Below are 14,481 nucleotides of genomic sequence, written 5' to 3' on the forward strand. Positions count from 1 at the left end.
CGCAAGCTAAGGCTTTTTCCAAGAGTGTCAGTAAAAACCCGCCGGAAACTGGTTCCGGCGGGTCATGGGCTTACTCGGCGGCGACGGCGTCAAGCGCTTCCAGCGCATCGACCAGCGGGCCCGCACCAAAGCGGAAGGGGTCGGTTGCGGGCAGACCCATTTCGGCTTCGACCTTGGCCAGATAGGCTTTGGCTTCGGCTTCGGGCATGCCCTTGGTATTGATCGAGATACCCACAACCTTACAGGCCGGATTGGCAACCTGTGCCAGTTGCAGCGCCAGATCACGCACGGCTTGCAGCGAAGGCAGCTTATAGCCCGGCAGGCCGCGCATATGGTCACGGGTCGGCTCGTGGCAGATCACCAGCGCGTCGGGTTGGCCGCCGTGGATCAGCGCCATGGTCACGCCCGAATAGGACACGTGGAACAGCGAGCCTTGGCCCTCGATCAGATCCCAGTGATCCTCGTCATTATCGGGGGTCAGATATTCGACCGAACCGGCCATGAAGTCGGCAATCACGGCATCCAGCGGCACACCGTCGCCGGTGATCAGGATACCGGTCTGGCCGGTTGCCCGGAAGCTGGCCTTCATGCCGCGCTCGCGCATCTCTTTTTCCACACAAAGCGCGGTATACATCTTGCCGACCGAGCAATCGGTGCCCACGGCCAGCATGCGCTTGCCCTTGCGCTTCACCCCATTGGCGATCGGATATTTCACCGAAGGAATACGCACGTCATGCAGTTGACGGCCGTTTTTCTCGGCAGCAGCCACCAGTTCGGCCTCGTCGCGCAGCAGGTTGTGCAGGCCCGATGCGATGTCCAGACCGGCTTCCAGCGCCTTCACCAGAACCTCTTTCCACGCCGCCGAGATCACACCGCCACGGTTGGCCACGCCGATCACCAGCGTTTTGCAGCCCGCGTCCACGGCCTCTTCCAGCGTCATATCGGCCAGACCCATATCGGCATTGCAGCCCGCCATGCGGAACTGACCCACGGCAAACTCGGGACGCCAGTCCTTGATGCCCTGCGCCACTTTCGCGGCCAGAGCGTCCGGCGCGTCACCAAGGAACAGAAGATACGGGGTTTCGATAAGCGCCATCGTTCAGGCCTCCAAATGGGTTGTTGGACATAGGCTATGACCTTTGCGCAGAAATTTCCTTGGTATTTGGAGCATTTTTGAAAGATAATTCTGAAATATATTTCAACAAAAGGCAATTTGGCCGATTTTATTTGCGTCATCTTGAAAAAGAGTCGGAGATTGATCTGAAATTTTACAGATTCAAGCAATCCTCTGCCGCATAAACGACTCGTTCATTCTGCATTGCAGAAAGTGATTGAAAACGTACGCGCAACAATATATCAACTCAAGCATCAGGATAGAAACATCATTACCGGAGGAACGATGAGTTTCCGCATCCAGCCTACCCCGCCTGCCCGCCCGAACCGCTGCCAGCTGTTTGGACCCGGCTCGAACACGAAGCTTTTTCCCAAGATGGCAGCCTCGGCGGCAGATGTCATCAATTTGGACCTCGAAGACAGCGTCGCGCCCAATGATAAGGCGGTTGCCCGCAAAAACATCATTGCCGCCAGCCATGAGATCGACTGGGGCAACAAATATCTTTCGGTGCGGATCAACGCGCTGGATACCCCCTATTGGTACCGCGATGTGGTCGAGCTGCTGGAGGAAGGCTCGGAGCGCATCGACCAGATCATGATCCCCAAGGTCGGCTGTGCGGCGGATGTCTATGCCGTTGACGCGCTGATCACCGCGATCGAGACCGCCAAGGGCCGCACCAAAAAGGTCAGCCTTGAGGTGATCATCGAATCTGCGGCGGGCATCGCCCATGTGGAAGAAATCGCGGCCAGCTCGCCCCGCCTGCAGGCGATGAGCCTAGGGGCTGCCGATTTCGCGGCCTCGATGGGGATGGCGACCACCGGCATCGGCGGCACGCAGGAAAACTACTATATGCTGCATGAAGGCGCCAAATACTGGTCCGACCCGTGGCACTGGGCGCAAACGGCGATTGTGGCAGCCTGCCGCACGCATGGGCTGTTGCCGGTGGACGGGCCGTTTGGCGACTTCTCGGATGATGACGGCTTCCGTGCACAGGCGCTGCGGTCGGCCACGCTGGGCATGGTTGGCAAATGGGCGATTCACCCCAAGCAGATCGCGCTCGCCAATGAGGTGTTCACCCCCTCGGAGGCCGCCGTCACCGAAGCGCGCGAGATCCTCGCCGCGATGGAGCAGGCCAAATCCGAGGGCGCAGGCGCCGCTGTCTATAAGGGCCGCCTTGTGGATATCGCCTCGATGCGTCAGGCCGAAGTCATCGTGCGTCAGGCCGAGATGATCGGCGTCTAATCACGCCAGCGGGAGCCGGATTTCCGTCCGCAGCTCCCGCTCCGGCACTTCCTCGGGGTTGTTGAGATAGACCTCATAGGCCACCAGCCCGCGATGCTCCTCGCCCGAGGCGGGATACCATTCGTCGCTGAGTTTGGCATAGGCCTGCGCCAGTTGCCGATAGGGCCCGACCACCTCCAGAACGGCGTAACGGCCTTCGGGGTAACGGATTTCTTTCATCGGCGGCACAATCGGGCAGGTCTCCGACACAATGAAACAGGCATCCGAACGCAGTTTTTCCACAGGCGTTATCCGCGGATTGTCATAGCCCACGGCGGCGGCCCCTTCCACATGCCCCCATAGGAGCCCGTCCTCGAACATATGCACCAAGCGGGCAAAGGCTTCGGTCAGGTTCTGATAATCCCCGCGATGGGCCAGACCCGCCAGACGGACACCCGCCAGAGTGCGGATGGTCACCTCTCCGATCATACTGCTCTCCTCTTTCCTCGCCCCTGATGTAGCACAGCTTTCGCAAGCTCACAGCCCTACCGTTGCATTTCCATGCGCGCGAGGTCATATAGGCGCCATCGAGCCAACCGGAGGGTCACGATGATCAGCTATCTCGAATTCGAAAAGCCTCTTGCCGAGATCGAGGGCAAGGCCGAAGAGCTTCGCGCCTTGGCACGGGCAAACGAAGAGATGGATGTGGAGAAAGAAGCCGCTGCGCTGGACAAGAAAGCCGCGCAGATGCTGAAGGATCTGTACAAGGATCTTTCGCCCTGGCGCAAATGTCAGGTCGCGCGCCATCCCGAGCGTCCGCATTGCAAAGATTACATCGAGGCGCTCTTCACCGAGTTCACGCCGCTGGCTGGCGACCGCAATTTTGCCGATGACCACGCGGTTATGGGCGGCCTTGCGCGCTTCAACGACCAGCCGGTCGTGGTGATCGGCCATGAAAAGGGCCATGACACCGCCTCGCGGATTGCCCGCAATTTCGGCATGGCCCGCCCCGAGGGCTATCGCAAGGCGATCCGCCTGATGGAAATGGCCGATAAATTCGGCCTGCCGGTCATCACCCTGATCGACACGCCCGGTGCCTATCCCGGCAAGGGCGCGGAAGAGCGCGGCCAGTCCGAAGCGATTGCCCGCTCGACCCAGACCTGCCTCAATATCAAGGTGCCGCTGATTGCGCTTGTCATTGGTGAAGGGGGGTCTGGCGGGGCCGTAGGCTTTGCCGCAGGCGACCGCGTGGCGATGCTGGAACATTCGATCTACTCGGTCATCTCGCCGGAAGGATGCGCCTCGATCCTGTGGAAGGATGCCGAGAAAATGCGCGAAGCGGCGGAAGCGCTGCGCCTGACCGCGCAGGATCTCAAGAAGCTCGAGGTGATCGACCGGATCATCAAGGAGCCTCTGGGCGGGGCCCAACGCGACCGCACCGCAACTTTCGAGGCCGTGCGCACGGAAATCGGTGCCATGCTGAAAGAACTGGCGGGCCGCGACGGGGTCGCGCTTGTGAAATCGCGCCGCAAGAAGTTTCTGGATATGGGCTCGAAAGGGCTTGCGGCATAAAGCCGCCGACATTCCGAAATTCTCCCCCGTCATCACCAATGGCGGGGGTTTTGCTTTGCCAGCCGTTCCTTACAGTGGCGCCATGCGTATCGACCCAGACAAGATCACTCTCCGCACGGCCTCTGCCGAAGACGATGATGCTGCCCTGACCGGCCTGCTCAACGAGGCCTTTCCCGGCTTTTTCGAAGAGCGCAGCTTTTTCAAGCAAGAGCCGCATCAGCGCGTGCTGGCCTTTCAGGGCCCGACGCTGGTGGGGCAGATCGGCATTGACCGGCGCGTGATCTCCATCGAGGGCACTCCCTACCGGATCATCGGGCTGATCGATCTTTGCGTCACCCCCAAAGCCCGCAGACAGGGGATCGGGCGGGCTTTGGTGCAGGCCGCGGAAGCTTTGGGGCAGGACCGCGAATTTGCGATCCTGTTTTCGGACAGCCCCGAGATCTATCGCGCATGGGGCTATCGTCCGCTTCCCGCTGCACCGATGCGCTGGCTGGCGATTGACGAATTGAGAAGCCATGCGGTGATCGAGGGCGAGATGAGCGACGTGCTGCTGGTCAAGCCGCTGGGGACGCGGAAATGGCCCCCCGGCATGATCGACCTGCTGGGCTATATGTTCTAGCCCTTCGGCGTCAGCTCGGCCACGATCGGCATACCGGCTTCGGCCATCAGCATGTTGGACCGGGTCTCGATCTGGGTCTCGATCTCGGCCATGAAGGCATCGACCTTCAACCCCGGAGCGATCGGCGGCAGAAACTCCACCACCGCCAGCCCCGGCTTGCGCAGGATCGCATGTTTGGGCCAGAACAGCCCCACATTCACCGCCACCGGAACAGCGGGCGTTTTCAGCGTGGAATACAGCGCCCCCGCCCCCACCTTATAGGGCTTCTGCGCCCCCGGAGCGACACGGGTGCCTTGCGGGAAGATCACCAGTTGGCCGCCCTTTTCCTGCCCTTTCTTGGCGGCTTTCAGCATGGCTTTCACCGCAGCCCCGCCCTTACCACGGTTAACCGGAATGCAGCCGATCAGCCATGCATACCAGCCCACGAAGGGGGTCCAGACCAGTTCGCGTTTCATGATGAACTTGCCCTTGGGCAGGACCGAATAGATCATCAGGATATCCATGAAACTCTGGTGCTTGGCACAAACGAGCACATCCCCTTCCGGAACGGTGCCGCGCACTTCGGTCCGCAATCCGACAATCCAGCGCGCCGAAAAGCGCACCCAATGACAGAAGCTGCGGCAGATCACGATGGCCACGCCGCGCCCGCCGATCAGGGCAACGGGGAACAGGCAGATCGCCATTACGGCCATCACGAGATACATCAGCACGATGAAGACGAGCGAGCGGAGATATTGCATCAGCGGATCCCTTTCAGCATGCGCATGGCGGCGAATTGCGTTGCGCCGAAGGCCACAAGCGCCGCCAGAACCGGAATAAGGAGCGGCCAGAGCCAGCCCGCCCCGCTAAACCCGAGCCCTGTCAGGAACGCCCCCGCCGGACTCGCATCGGGCAGAAGCGCCACAGCCGCCATCCCCAGAAGCGTGCCGATCATCGCGCCCGCAAGTCCCCGCGCGGTAAAGCGGCGCACAAAGGCGCTGGCGATGAACTGGTCACGCGCGCCCACCAGACGCAGGGTGCGGATCACCTGTCCGTTGGCGGCAAGCGCCGCCTGAGCGGCCAGCGTGATCATCCCCGCCATCGCCCCGCCGATCAGAACCAGCGAGACAAGCCCCAGCATGCGCAACCGGCCAGCCGCCTGCACCAGCGGCCTGCGCCAGCGGGTATGGTCGTCCAGCACCGCACCGGGAGCCTCGGCCTGAAGCCGGAGCCGCAGCCCCTCGACATCAATCCCCTGCCCGTTCTCGGTAATCTCCACCAGACGCGGCAAGGGCAGCGTATCCACCGGCAGGTCAGCACCGAACCACGGCTTGAGAAGGGCCAGCATCTGCGTATCGTCCAGCGCCTTATATTCCGAGATTCCGGGCGTCTCGCCCAGCACCTTCAGCACCGCATCCACCTGCGTCTGCATCTGGTCCTCGGGGGCCGAAATCCGAACGGTGGCGGTGCGCGCCAACGCATCGGCCCAGCGATGTGCCAAACGGTTGGTCGCCAACGAAAGCGCCAGCGCAAAGACCGCCAGAAAGGCCATTGCTGCGGCCGTGATCAGTGTCAGCCGCGCGGTAAAGCCCGTGGGCGGCACGACCCGCGCCGCAGTGCCTTGTTCGATCTTGAGAAAGTTCAGGGAAATCACAGGTCCGCTCCCGCCAGTTGCAACCGCCGTCCGGAAATGCGCAGCACCCGCGCCTGCACCTGCGCCTTGGCCTGCCGGATCAGGTTCAGATCGTGGGTGGCAATCACCACCGTCTTGCCCATCCGGTTCAGCTCGACCAGAAGCCCCAGCAGACGCAGCGACATCTCCCAGTCAAGATTCCCCGTCGGCTCGTCGGCCAGAATGACATCGGGGCTCATCATCACGGCGCGGGCCAAAGCCGCGCGCTGGCGTTCGCCCCCCGAAAGCTGCGGCGGCAGGGCATTCGCCTGACCGCGCAGCCCGACCCAAGACAGCAGCTCGCCCAATTCCTGCGGATGCGCAGGACGCCTCGAAACGGTCAGCGGCAGCGCGACATTCTCGATCACCGGCAGATGGTCCAGAAACTGGCAATCCTGATGCACCACACCAATCCGCTGCCGCATCATGGCGCGGTCATCGCGGGTCATCGTGCGGATATCTTGCCCCATCAGGCTGACATGGCCCGCCACCGGCAGAAGCTCGGCATAGCAGAGCTTGAGAAACGAGGTCTTCCCCGCCCCCGAAGGCCCCGTCAGAAAATGGAACGATCCGGGGACCAGTTTGAGCGAGACTTCGGACAGAAGCTCGACCCCGTTATAGCCAATCGCGACATTTTCTAGTTCGATCACCAAAGGCCCCCTTGCATCGCCATTTTTCACCGCAACGACGCTACTACTTGGATAATGATTGGCTGCTTGCTACAACATCGTAAAATGAATTGCCAGATTGGCGATGGCGTCCTATCCGGACGCATTGGGCCCATAAGTTAAGTAACCGAGGCATATCCTTAATGCGACTGACCTGCCCCAAATGCGCAGCCCAGTACGAAGTCAATGACTCGGTGATCCCCGATGCGGGGCGCGATGTGCAATGTGCCAATTGCGGGACGATGTGGTTCCAGCCCTCGGCGCGGATGCAGGCGCTGCCCGATGCGATGACAGACCCCCGCGATGAACCGGCCGAAGAGATCGCCCCGTCTGCATGGAAGCCCGGTCATGCGATCACGTCACTGGCCGATGCCGATCGGGCACAGGACCTGCATGATGACGCGATCGCGGCAGATATTGCCAGGGCGCTGGAAAGCGACAAAGAACCGCTTGAAACGGAGGGAAGCGCCGTCGCTGATGCGGCTGCGGACGAGATATCTGACAATTCTGAATCTTCAGAGATCCCGGAAAAAACGGCATCTGGCGAGGCATCGCCAGACAAGCCCCGCGAGGAAGAGCCCCCCCAGGAAGACGAGGCAGAGGATCTGCGTCCGGCGCCCCAACCCGGCATGATGCCACGGCGCAAGCTGGATGACGGGCTGCTGGCGATCTTGCGTGAAGAGGCGGAGCGCGAGGCGCAGGCCCGCCGCGCCGAGGGGAGCCTGCTCCAAACGCAGGAAGAGATGAATCTGGAACCCGTCGCTCAGGCAGCAGCCAGCCGTGTTCAGGCCAAGCTGGCGCTTCTCAGGCAAAACGAGCAAAGCGCACCGGCCACCTCCGAGGTCGCGGAAGTGGCGCTGCCCGATGCCGGTATCACCGATGCCGATATCACCGAGGCAGCCCTGCCGAGCGAGGAGGCACCGGTCCTTGCGGCCTATGCCCCGCCGCAGCCCGATGACGGCTTCGAGGAAGACGATCCGGATTACCATATCGGCGCGGTGCTTCCCGAGGCAGACCAGTTCAGCGACGCGCCCGAGGCTAGCCTGCCGGAACCGGATGCGCAGGCGCATGTCTCGATCAGCTATACAAGCGACCTCTCCCCTGCGCAGGGTCCCGCGCCCGAATCCAAGCCCGAACCACAGCCAGAATCCCAGCCCGCCCCCGTTGCGGAAGAGGCGCCGCACGTGGAGGCCGTCGAGTTGGTGCATGTGGAGCCGGACCCCGCCTCCGACCCGATCCATCAGCTCAGCCGCCGCGACCAGCTGCCGGATATCGAGGAAATCAATTCGACCCTGCGCGCCTCCTCGGACCGCGGGCGCCATGCTGCGGCCTATGATGCACCACAAACTCTGGCGCGTCGGCGCAGCAGCTTCCGTCTGGGCTTTTCTCTGGTTGTCGGGCTGGCGGCCATCCTGCTGGCCATCTATCTCGGGGCGTCACAGATTGCAGCCGCGGTTCCTGCCGCGCAACGCCCCTTGCAGGCCTATGTGACCAAGGTCGACCAAGCCCGTCTGGCGCTGGATGACCAGCTTGAAAAGCTGATCATCTGGCTCGGCGGCACCGCTTGACGCCGCGCTCCGCGACACAGGTCCGCACGCAGCGCCCCTGTGAAACCGCCTCCGTTCAGAACCTGTCCAGCAGACGGTCCAGATAATCGCGCTCTTGCGCGCTGCGGTCCCGCTCGGCCTGACGACGCCGGATCTCGTCCAGCAGATCGCGGGCGCGGCCATAGGGGTTTTCGCCCTGAAGCATGTTCTCTTCGGTTCCGACACGGTTGCCATCTCCGGCCGAGCGCCCGAGCGGATCGCGGGGCATCGCCCGCTGGCCACCCTGACCGCCCTCCCCGTCGCGCATCTGGCCTTGCTGGCCCTGTTGTTGCTGGCCCGCCTGACGCTGCTCTTCGCCGTTTTGCGCATTGTTCAGCGCCTGCATACCTTCGCGCAGCGACTGGATGGCCTCGGCCTGATTGTCCAGCGCCCGTCCGTTATCCCCTTTGCGCAGCGCATCCTCGGCGCGGCCCATCGCCTCGCCCGCATCATCAAGTCGCTGGCGGGCACGGTCACTTTCGGCGGACCCGAGATTGGGCAGCAGTCCCTTCTGGCGATCCAGTTCCTGACGCAGGGCGCGCTGACGGTCCGAAAGGCTCTGCCCTGATCCGGATGGCGGCGGCGCATCCTGCGCCTGACCGTTCTGATTATTCTGACCGTTCTGACTGTCCTGACCGCTCCGGCCCTCTTGCCCCTGCTGACCGTTTTGCAGATTGCGGAACGCATCATCGGAGAGCTCCTGCTGTTCACGCAAAGTGTCACGCAAGTTCTGCATCTGACGACCACCTTGCCCCTGCCCGTCGCCCTGCGTGACTTTCATATTCTGCATCATACGGTTGAACTGCTCCAGCAGCTCTTGCGCCTCGGCCATACGGCCCTCTTTCATAAGACGCTGAATCTCGTCCATCATCTGTTGCAACTGGTCGCCGGTAATCTGCTGGCTCTGCTGATCCTGATTCTGCGTCGGATCGCCCTGCGTCTGGTCGCGTTCTGCCAGCATACGGATATAATCATCCGTCGCGTCTTTAAGCTCTTGCATCAGCTTGTCGATTTCGTCCTGCGACGCGCCATTCCGCATGGCCTCGGACAGGCGCTCCTGCGCCCGCTGCATGCGCTCCAACGCATTCGACAGACCGCCATCCTCGACCAGCTCGGCCATATTCCATAGCATGTCAGCCATCGCGTCGCGCGCCTCCGGCGTATCAAGCCCCTGATCCAGCCGCCCGATCACGCCGCGCAGCAACACGCGCACCTCGGCAGATCTGATCAGGTCGGGCGCGCGATTATTCAAAGCTTTCAGAATATCGGAAACATAGGCCGCATTCCCACGGTTCCACAACAGATCCTGACGCATCTCGACAAATGCCGACGCCAGAGGATCAAAGAACCGCCGTCCGGGCAAAACAATCGCCTGCCAGCCCGAAGATCCGGTCTGGCCGCGCCCGTCGGTCACCTCCAGCTCCAGCTTGACCGGCAGATTGGCCCATGCATGCTTTTCGGCATCTTCGACCAAAGACCCGTCAAATGCCTTGCGTGAACCGGTGTAGGGCATCGGCAGATCATAGATCAGCGCCTCGCGCGGCTCGGGATCGACCTTCAGGCCGAATTTGCGCGGAATCGCCGCCAGATCCAACTGGATCCTCGCCTGACCGGAGGTCACGGCATAATCATCCGAGGCGTGGAACGGCAGCACCATCTTCCCATCGGCACGCCGCTCGACCGCCCCCGTCAGACGGATTTCAGGGGCATCATCCGGCGAAATCCGGATATCGAACTTGCGGCCCGCCATGCCAGAAATCTCGACGATGCCACTTTGCACCGCCTCGAAATCGCGGCGCGATACATCGGTGCCGCTTGTATCTTGCGGCGCGACGGCCGGACTGGACACGCTTTCGCGAAACCCGATCTTGCGGGCATCCCCATAGAACCGGAAAGAAAAACGGGTGCCCTCGGGCAGGGTCAGCGTATCGGTCTTGAGAGAGTTGAGATAGAGCCCCGGTTGTCCGGTATAACGCGGCGGCTCGGCCCAGCCTTCCCAACTGGGGCCCATTGCCGCCAGCGCGGGCGCGGTTCCTCCGGGCAAGGCACCGTTTTCAAACATGCGGGAGGGTGCCCCGAACACCAGCGCGCTGACCAGCAGCAGGATCGCCGTCAAACGCAGCGCATAGGGATCACGCGGGGCCAGATCGGGATTGGGGCGCACCGCTCGGGCAGTTTTCGCGCGCTCTGTCATGCGGGCAATATGCGCCTGCCACAAAGCCCGGCTTGCGGGATCACTGCCCCCAAGCGCCATATCATCGGCCAAAGCGGTTAACGGACGCCCCGGCAAGGTCTCATCCACACGCGCCACGGCCTCAGCATGGCTGGGCCAGCGGAAAACGCGCCAGCCCGCAATCAGGCTGACTGTCAGAGCAAGCCCCCAAAGCCCGAGGCCAGCCCAGCCAATCCATGCCGGCAGCGTCAAGATCCCGAAGACAAGGGCCGCCATACCGACCGCGCAGAGCGAAAGCGCAGGCCAGAACGCCCGCAGACCACGTTCAACCACCAGCCCCAGACGGGTCTGCGCAATTTTACGGGCCACCCGACGCAAAGCGGGGTCGGCATATGTCCGGGCGGGATCAGGCTTGCGCAGGGTCATCGGTCCTTTCCGGGCATGTAGAGCACGCCCGGAACAGGGGCGCGTTTAGAGCCACTCGGGAATGCTATCGCGAGACAGCATTTCCTCAAAGCTTGGTCTTTGACGGATGACAGCGAAGTGATCACCACGCACCAGAACCTCGGGGATCAGCGGGCGCGAGTTATATTCGGATGCCATAACAGCACCATAGGCCCCTGCCGAGCGGAATGCCACCAGATCTCCAGCCCCTACAGGCGGAAGATTGCGGGCTTTGGCAAAAGTGTCACCGGTCTCGCAAACGGGCCCCACCACATCAAAAGGCGCTTGCTCGACACCGGCCTGAGCCTCGACCACCGGAATGATGTCGTGATGGGCACCATACATCGAGGGGCGCACCAGATCATTCATCGCCGCGTCGAGAATCAGGAAGTTCCGGCCCTCGCCTTCCTTCAGATAGATGACCTCCGAGACCAGAATACCGGCATTGCCGGAAATCAGACGGCCCGGCTCGATCTCGATCTCGCAGCCCAGATCCCCCACGGCGCGGCGGATCACCTCGCCATATTCAATCGGCAGCGGCGGCGCGTTATTGTCGCGCTGATAGGGGATGCCCAGACCACCGCCCAGATCGAGGCGACGGATATCATGGCCATCGGCGCGCAGGGCGCGGGTCAATTCGGCCACCTTGTTGAAGGCGGCTTCAAAGGGCTCGAGATCGGTCAGCTGCGAGCCGATATGAACGTCGATGCCCATGACTTCGATCCCCGGCAGCGTGGCGGCCATCGCATAGACGGCCTGCGCCTTAGCAATTGGAATCCCGAATTTATTCTCGGATTTGCCGGTCGCGATCTTCTCATGGGTCTTGGCATCCACATCGGGGTTCACGCGCAGCGCGATCGGCGCCTTCAGCCCCTTGGCTGCCGCGATTTCCGAAATGGCCAGAAGTTCGGGCTCGGATTCCACATTGAACTGACGGATGCCGCCATCAAGAACCAGAGCGATCTCTTCGCGGGTCTTGCCGACGCCGGAAAAGACGATCCGCTCGCCCGGAACGCCCGCAGCCTTGGCACGACGATACTCGCCGCCCGAGACCACATCCATGCCCGCCCCCAGATCGCCCAGCAGCTTCAGAACCGCCAGATTGCTGTTCGATTTGATTGCGAAACAGATCAGATGGTCGGTCCAGCCAAGGGCCTCCTGGAACAGTTTGAAGTGACGTTCCAGCGTGGCAGCCGAATAGATATAGACCGGCGTGCCAACCGATCTGGCGATCTCCGATACGGGCACATCCTCGGCATGCAACGCACCGTTTTTATACGTGAAATGATCCATGAAAGTCTTCCGGATATGATGTGACGGGGCCGCCGGAACCGGCGGCCTCAAGCATTACGGGGTCTGTTGGGCCGCTTCTGACGGGGGCACCGGCGGGCCTTCGACCCCGCAGGCCGCCAGTGCCAGAAGCGCTAGGACAAGCGCGGCCTTCATGCCTGCGCCTCTTTCCAGCGCGCGATCTGGGCGCGGACTTGCGCAGGCGCGGTGCCGCCATAGGACATACGCGACGCGACCGAGTTATGCACCCCCAGCACCGTGAAGATTTCATCCGTGATGGCCGCATTGACCGATTGCATATCAGCCAGCGTCAGATCGGGCAGGTCGCATCCCTTATCCTCGGCCATCGCAACCAGCGTGCCCGTCACATGGTGTGCGTCACGGAAGGGCAGCCCCGCCTCGCGCACCAGCCAATCGGCCAGATCGGTCGCGGTGGAGAAGCCGCTGGAGGCCGCCGCCTCCAGCTTTTCGGTGTTCACGGTCAGATCGGCAATCATGCCCGACATCGCCGCCAGCGCCAGCATCAGGTTGTCGGCTGCATCGAAGACCTGTTCCTTGTCTTCCTGCATATCCTTGGAATAGGCCAGCGGCAGCCCCTTCATCACGGTAAACAGCGCAACCGTCGCGCCAAGGATACGGCCGATTTTGGCGCGGATCAGTTCGGCCGCATCGGGGTTGCGCTTCTGCGGCATGATCGAGGAACCGGTCGACCATTTGTCCGACATCGCCACAAAACGGAATTGCGCGGAGGACCAGATCACCAGCTCTTCGGCCAGACGACTCATATGCACAGCGCAGATCGACGAAGCAGAAAGGAATTCCAGCGCGAAGTCACGGTCGGACACGGCATCAAGGCTATTGGCCATCGGACGGTCGAAATCGAGTGCCTTCGCCGTGGCGTGGCGGTCGATATTGAAACCGGTGCCCGCCAGAGCCGCCGCCCCCAGAGGGGATTCGTTCATCCGTTTGCGGGCATCGGTGAAACGGCCCAGATCGCGCGCAAACATTTCGACATAGGCCATCATGTGGTGGCCCCAGGTGACCGGCTGCGCGGTCTGCAAATGGGTAAAGCCCGGCATCACCCAATCCGCGCCCGCCTCGGCCTGACCGATCAGCGATTTGATCAGCGACTGCAGGCCGTTGATCGCCGCATCACATTGATCACGGACCCAAAGACGGAAGTCGGTGGCCACTTGGTCATTGCGCGACCGCGCGGTGTGCAGACGGCCTGCGGGCTCACCGATGATCTCTTTGAGGCGCGCCTCGACGTTCATGTGGATATCTTCCAGCGCGGTCGAGAAGGTGAATTTGCCACCCTCGATCTCTGACAAAACGGTGAGAAGACCTTCCCTGATGGCACTTGCATCGCTATCAGTGATGATGCCCTGCGCGGCCAACATCGCCGCATGGGCCCGGCTGCCCCGGATATCCTGTGCGGCAAGACGCTGGTCAAACCCGATCGAGGCATTGATCGCCTCCATGATCGCGTCGGGACCTGCGGCGAAACGCCCGCCCCACATTGCGTTGGAGGATTTCGGTTCGCTGGTCTGTTCGGTCATCTTTCGGCCCTGTCATCTGGAGGCAAAATGCTGCGGTCCCTCGTCCTTTATACGGCCCTCGCGCTTGGTGCAAATGCGGCGATGGCTGCAGAGCTTGATCCGCTCAAGACCGGAGAGATGCAGAAGCTGGTTACCTATAACGCGCCAATCGATCTGCCTGAACTGGAATTTCAGGACGAAGGCGGGAAAACCCATCATCTTTCGGACTATAGGGGCAAAGTCGTTGTGGTGAATTTCTGGGCAACGTGGTGCGTGCCCTGCCGGGAAGAGATGCCCGCATTGGAAAAATTACAAAAAACGATTGGCGGCAAAGATCTGGCGGTGGTGACAATCGCCAGCGGCCGCAATCCGCCAGAAAAGATCGACCGGTTTTTTGCAGATATCGGCGTGGAAAACCTTCCCAAATTCACCGATAAATCCCAACGTGCGGCCCGATCATTAGGCGTGCTGGGACTTCCCGTGACCCTTATCGTCAATCGCGAGGGGCAAGAGATTGCCCGCTTGATCGGGGGAGCCGATTGGGCGGGAACAGACGCGCAAACCCTTTTGCGCGCCGTTATTTCAGATCCGGCCTGACCGGTCCG

At 61.9% G+C, this 14,481-nt stretch carries 14 protein-coding genes; 5 read left to right on the forward strand and 9 right to left on the reverse strand.

What is annotated here, in order from left to right:
* Window positions 1-70: 70 nt before the first annotated feature.
* Complete coding sequence (gene dgcN / locus AC2ISB_RS12175; RefSeq protein ID WP_339108467.1) at window positions 71-1,096, reverse strand: N-acetyltransferase DgcN; 1,026 nt, start codon at window positions 1,094-1,096, stop codon at window positions 71-73.
* A gap of 303 nt (window positions 1,097-1,399) precedes the next feature.
* Here dgcN and AC2ISB_RS12180 point away from each other — a divergent pair, with 303 nt between their 5' ends.
* Complete coding sequence (locus tag AC2ISB_RS12180; RefSeq protein WP_339108468.1) at window positions 1,400-2,356, forward strand: L-malyl-CoA/beta-methylmalyl-CoA lyase; 957 nt, start codon at window positions 1,400-1,402, stop codon at window positions 2,354-2,356.
* Here the strand turns inward: AC2ISB_RS12180 and AC2ISB_RS12185 are convergent, their stop codons facing one another.
* Window positions 2,357-2,824, reverse strand: a complete 468-nt coding sequence (locus tag AC2ISB_RS12185; RefSeq protein ID WP_339108469.1) for an AraC family transcriptional regulator — start codon at window positions 2,822-2,824, stop codon at window positions 2,357-2,359. It abuts the gene before it with no gap.
* A gap of 123 nt (window positions 2,825-2,947) precedes the next feature.
* Between AC2ISB_RS12185 and AC2ISB_RS12190 the strand changes: the two genes are divergently transcribed.
* Entirely contained in the window at window positions 2,948-3,907 is a 960-nt protein-coding gene (locus AC2ISB_RS12190) for an acetyl-CoA carboxylase carboxyltransferase subunit alpha (RefSeq protein ID WP_406721618.1), read from the forward strand.
* A gap of 82 nt (window positions 3,908-3,989) precedes the next feature.
* Window positions 3,990-4,526 (forward strand): GNAT family N-acetyltransferase, encoded by a 537-nt coding sequence (locus AC2ISB_RS12195; RefSeq protein WP_406735914.1) that lies wholly within the window; start codon window positions 3,990-3,992, stop codon window positions 4,524-4,526.
* Here AC2ISB_RS12195 and AC2ISB_RS12200 read toward each other — a convergent pair.
* The 3 genes from AC2ISB_RS12200 to AC2ISB_RS12210 are packed head-to-tail and all read right to left on the reverse strand — an operon-like array spanning window position 4,523 to window position 6,827.
* A complete protein-coding gene (locus tag AC2ISB_RS12200; RefSeq protein WP_339108471.1) occupies window positions 4,523-5,266 on the reverse strand; it encodes a lysophospholipid acyltransferase family protein in 744 nt (247 codons plus the stop codon). The two genes, AC2ISB_RS12195 and AC2ISB_RS12200, sit on opposite strands and share 4 nt — an antisense overlap.
* A complete protein-coding gene (locus AC2ISB_RS12205; protein ID WP_339108472.1) occupies window positions 5,266-6,159 on the reverse strand; it encodes a cell division protein FtsX in 894 nt (297 codons plus the stop codon). Before AC2ISB_RS12205 ends, AC2ISB_RS12200 begins: the two co-directional genes overlap by 1 nt.
* A complete protein-coding gene (locus tag AC2ISB_RS12210; protein WP_486575213.1) occupies window positions 6,156-6,827 on the reverse strand; it encodes a cell division ATP-binding protein FtsE in 672 nt (223 codons plus the stop codon). The genes AC2ISB_RS12205 and AC2ISB_RS12210 overlap by 4 nt, the downstream gene beginning before the upstream one ends.
* A gap of 161 nt (window positions 6,828-6,988) precedes the next feature.
* Here AC2ISB_RS12210 and AC2ISB_RS12215 point away from each other — a divergent pair, with 161 nt between their 5' ends.
* Window positions 6,989-8,413, forward strand: coding sequence for a zinc-ribbon domain-containing protein (locus AC2ISB_RS12215; RefSeq protein ID WP_486575214.1), 1,425 nt, complete (start codon window positions 6,989-6,991; stop codon window positions 8,411-8,413).
* A 55-nt stretch (window positions 8,414-8,468) separates the two neighbouring features.
* Here the strand turns inward: AC2ISB_RS12215 and AC2ISB_RS12220 are convergent, their stop codons facing one another.
* Genes AC2ISB_RS12220 through argH form a run of 4 tightly spaced genes read right to left on the reverse strand, consistent with a single transcriptional unit; the run spans window position 8,469 to window position 13,897 of the window.
* Window positions 8,469-11,030, reverse strand: coding sequence for a TIGR02302 family protein (locus tag AC2ISB_RS12220; protein WP_486575216.1), 2,562 nt, complete (start codon window positions 11,028-11,030; stop codon window positions 8,469-8,471).
* Window positions 11,031-11,075: 45 nt separating this feature from the next.
* Window positions 11,076-12,341 (reverse strand): diaminopimelate decarboxylase, encoded by a 1,266-nt coding sequence (lysA, locus tag AC2ISB_RS12225; RefSeq protein WP_406721435.1) that lies wholly within the window; start codon window positions 12,339-12,341, stop codon window positions 11,076-11,078.
* A 54-nt stretch (window positions 12,342-12,395) separates the two neighbouring features.
* On the reverse strand, window positions 12,396-12,494 hold the full coding sequence (locus tag AC2ISB_RS12230) for a lipoprotein (RefSeq protein WP_339108477.1): 99 nt from the start codon (window positions 12,492-12,494) through the stop codon (window positions 12,396-12,398).
* Window positions 12,491-13,897, reverse strand: coding sequence for an argininosuccinate lyase (gene argH, locus AC2ISB_RS12235; RefSeq protein ID WP_339108478.1), 1,407 nt, complete (start codon window positions 13,895-13,897; stop codon window positions 12,491-12,493). The genes AC2ISB_RS12230 and argH overlap by 4 nt, the downstream gene beginning before the upstream one ends.
* Before the next feature lie 81 nt (window positions 13,898-13,978).
* Between argH and AC2ISB_RS12240 the strand changes: the two genes are divergently transcribed.
* Window positions 13,979-14,473: a TlpA disulfide reductase family protein gene (locus AC2ISB_RS12240; protein WP_486575219.1), complete on the forward strand. Its 495-nt coding sequence runs from the start codon at window positions 13,979-13,981 to the stop codon at window positions 14,471-14,473.
* Window positions 14,474-14,481 lie beyond the last annotated feature (8 nt).

Source organism: Thioclava sp. NS-SX20 (assembly GCF_057380695.1).

Coding starts and splice junctions, on each gene's coding strand:
- AC2ISB_RS12215 (WP_486575214.1), top strand. CDS start 6,989: ATGCGACTGACCTGCCCCAAATGCGCAGCCCAGTACGAAGTCAATGAC.
- AC2ISB_RS12185 (WP_339108469.1), bottom strand. CDS start 2,824: ATGATCGGAGAGGTGACCATCCGCACTCTGGCGGGTGTCCGTCTGGCG.
- AC2ISB_RS12240 (WP_486575219.1), top strand. CDS start 13,979: ATGGCTGCAGAGCTTGATCCGCTCAAGACCGGAGAGATGCAGAAGCTG.
- AC2ISB_RS12200 (WP_339108471.1), bottom strand. CDS start 5,266: ATGCAATATCTCCGCTCGCTCGTCTTCATCGTGCTGATGTATCTCGTG.
- AC2ISB_RS12195 (WP_406735914.1), top strand. CDS start 3,990: ATGCGTATCGACCCAGACAAGATCACTCTCCGCACGGCCTCTGCCGAA.
- AC2ISB_RS12180 (WP_339108468.1), top strand. CDS start 1,400: ATGAGTTTCCGCATCCAGCCTACCCCGCCTGCCCGCCCGAACCGCTGC.
- AC2ISB_RS12220 (WP_486575216.1), bottom strand. CDS start 11,030: ATGACCCTGCGCAAGCCTGATCCCGCCCGGACATATGCCGACCCCGCT.
- lysA (WP_406721435.1), bottom strand. CDS start 12,341: ATGGATCATTTCACGTATAAAAACGGTGCGTTGCATGCCGAGGATGTG.
- argH (WP_339108478.1), bottom strand. CDS start 13,897: ATGACCGAACAGACCAGCGAACCGAAATCCTCCAACGCAATGTGGGGC.
- dgcN (WP_339108467.1), bottom strand. CDS start 1,096: ATGGCGCTTATCGAAACCCCGTATCTTCTGTTCCTTGGTGACGCGCCG.
- AC2ISB_RS12230 (WP_339108477.1), bottom strand. CDS start 12,494: ATGAAGGCCGCGCTTGTCCTAGCGCTTCTGGCACTGGCGGCCTGCGGG.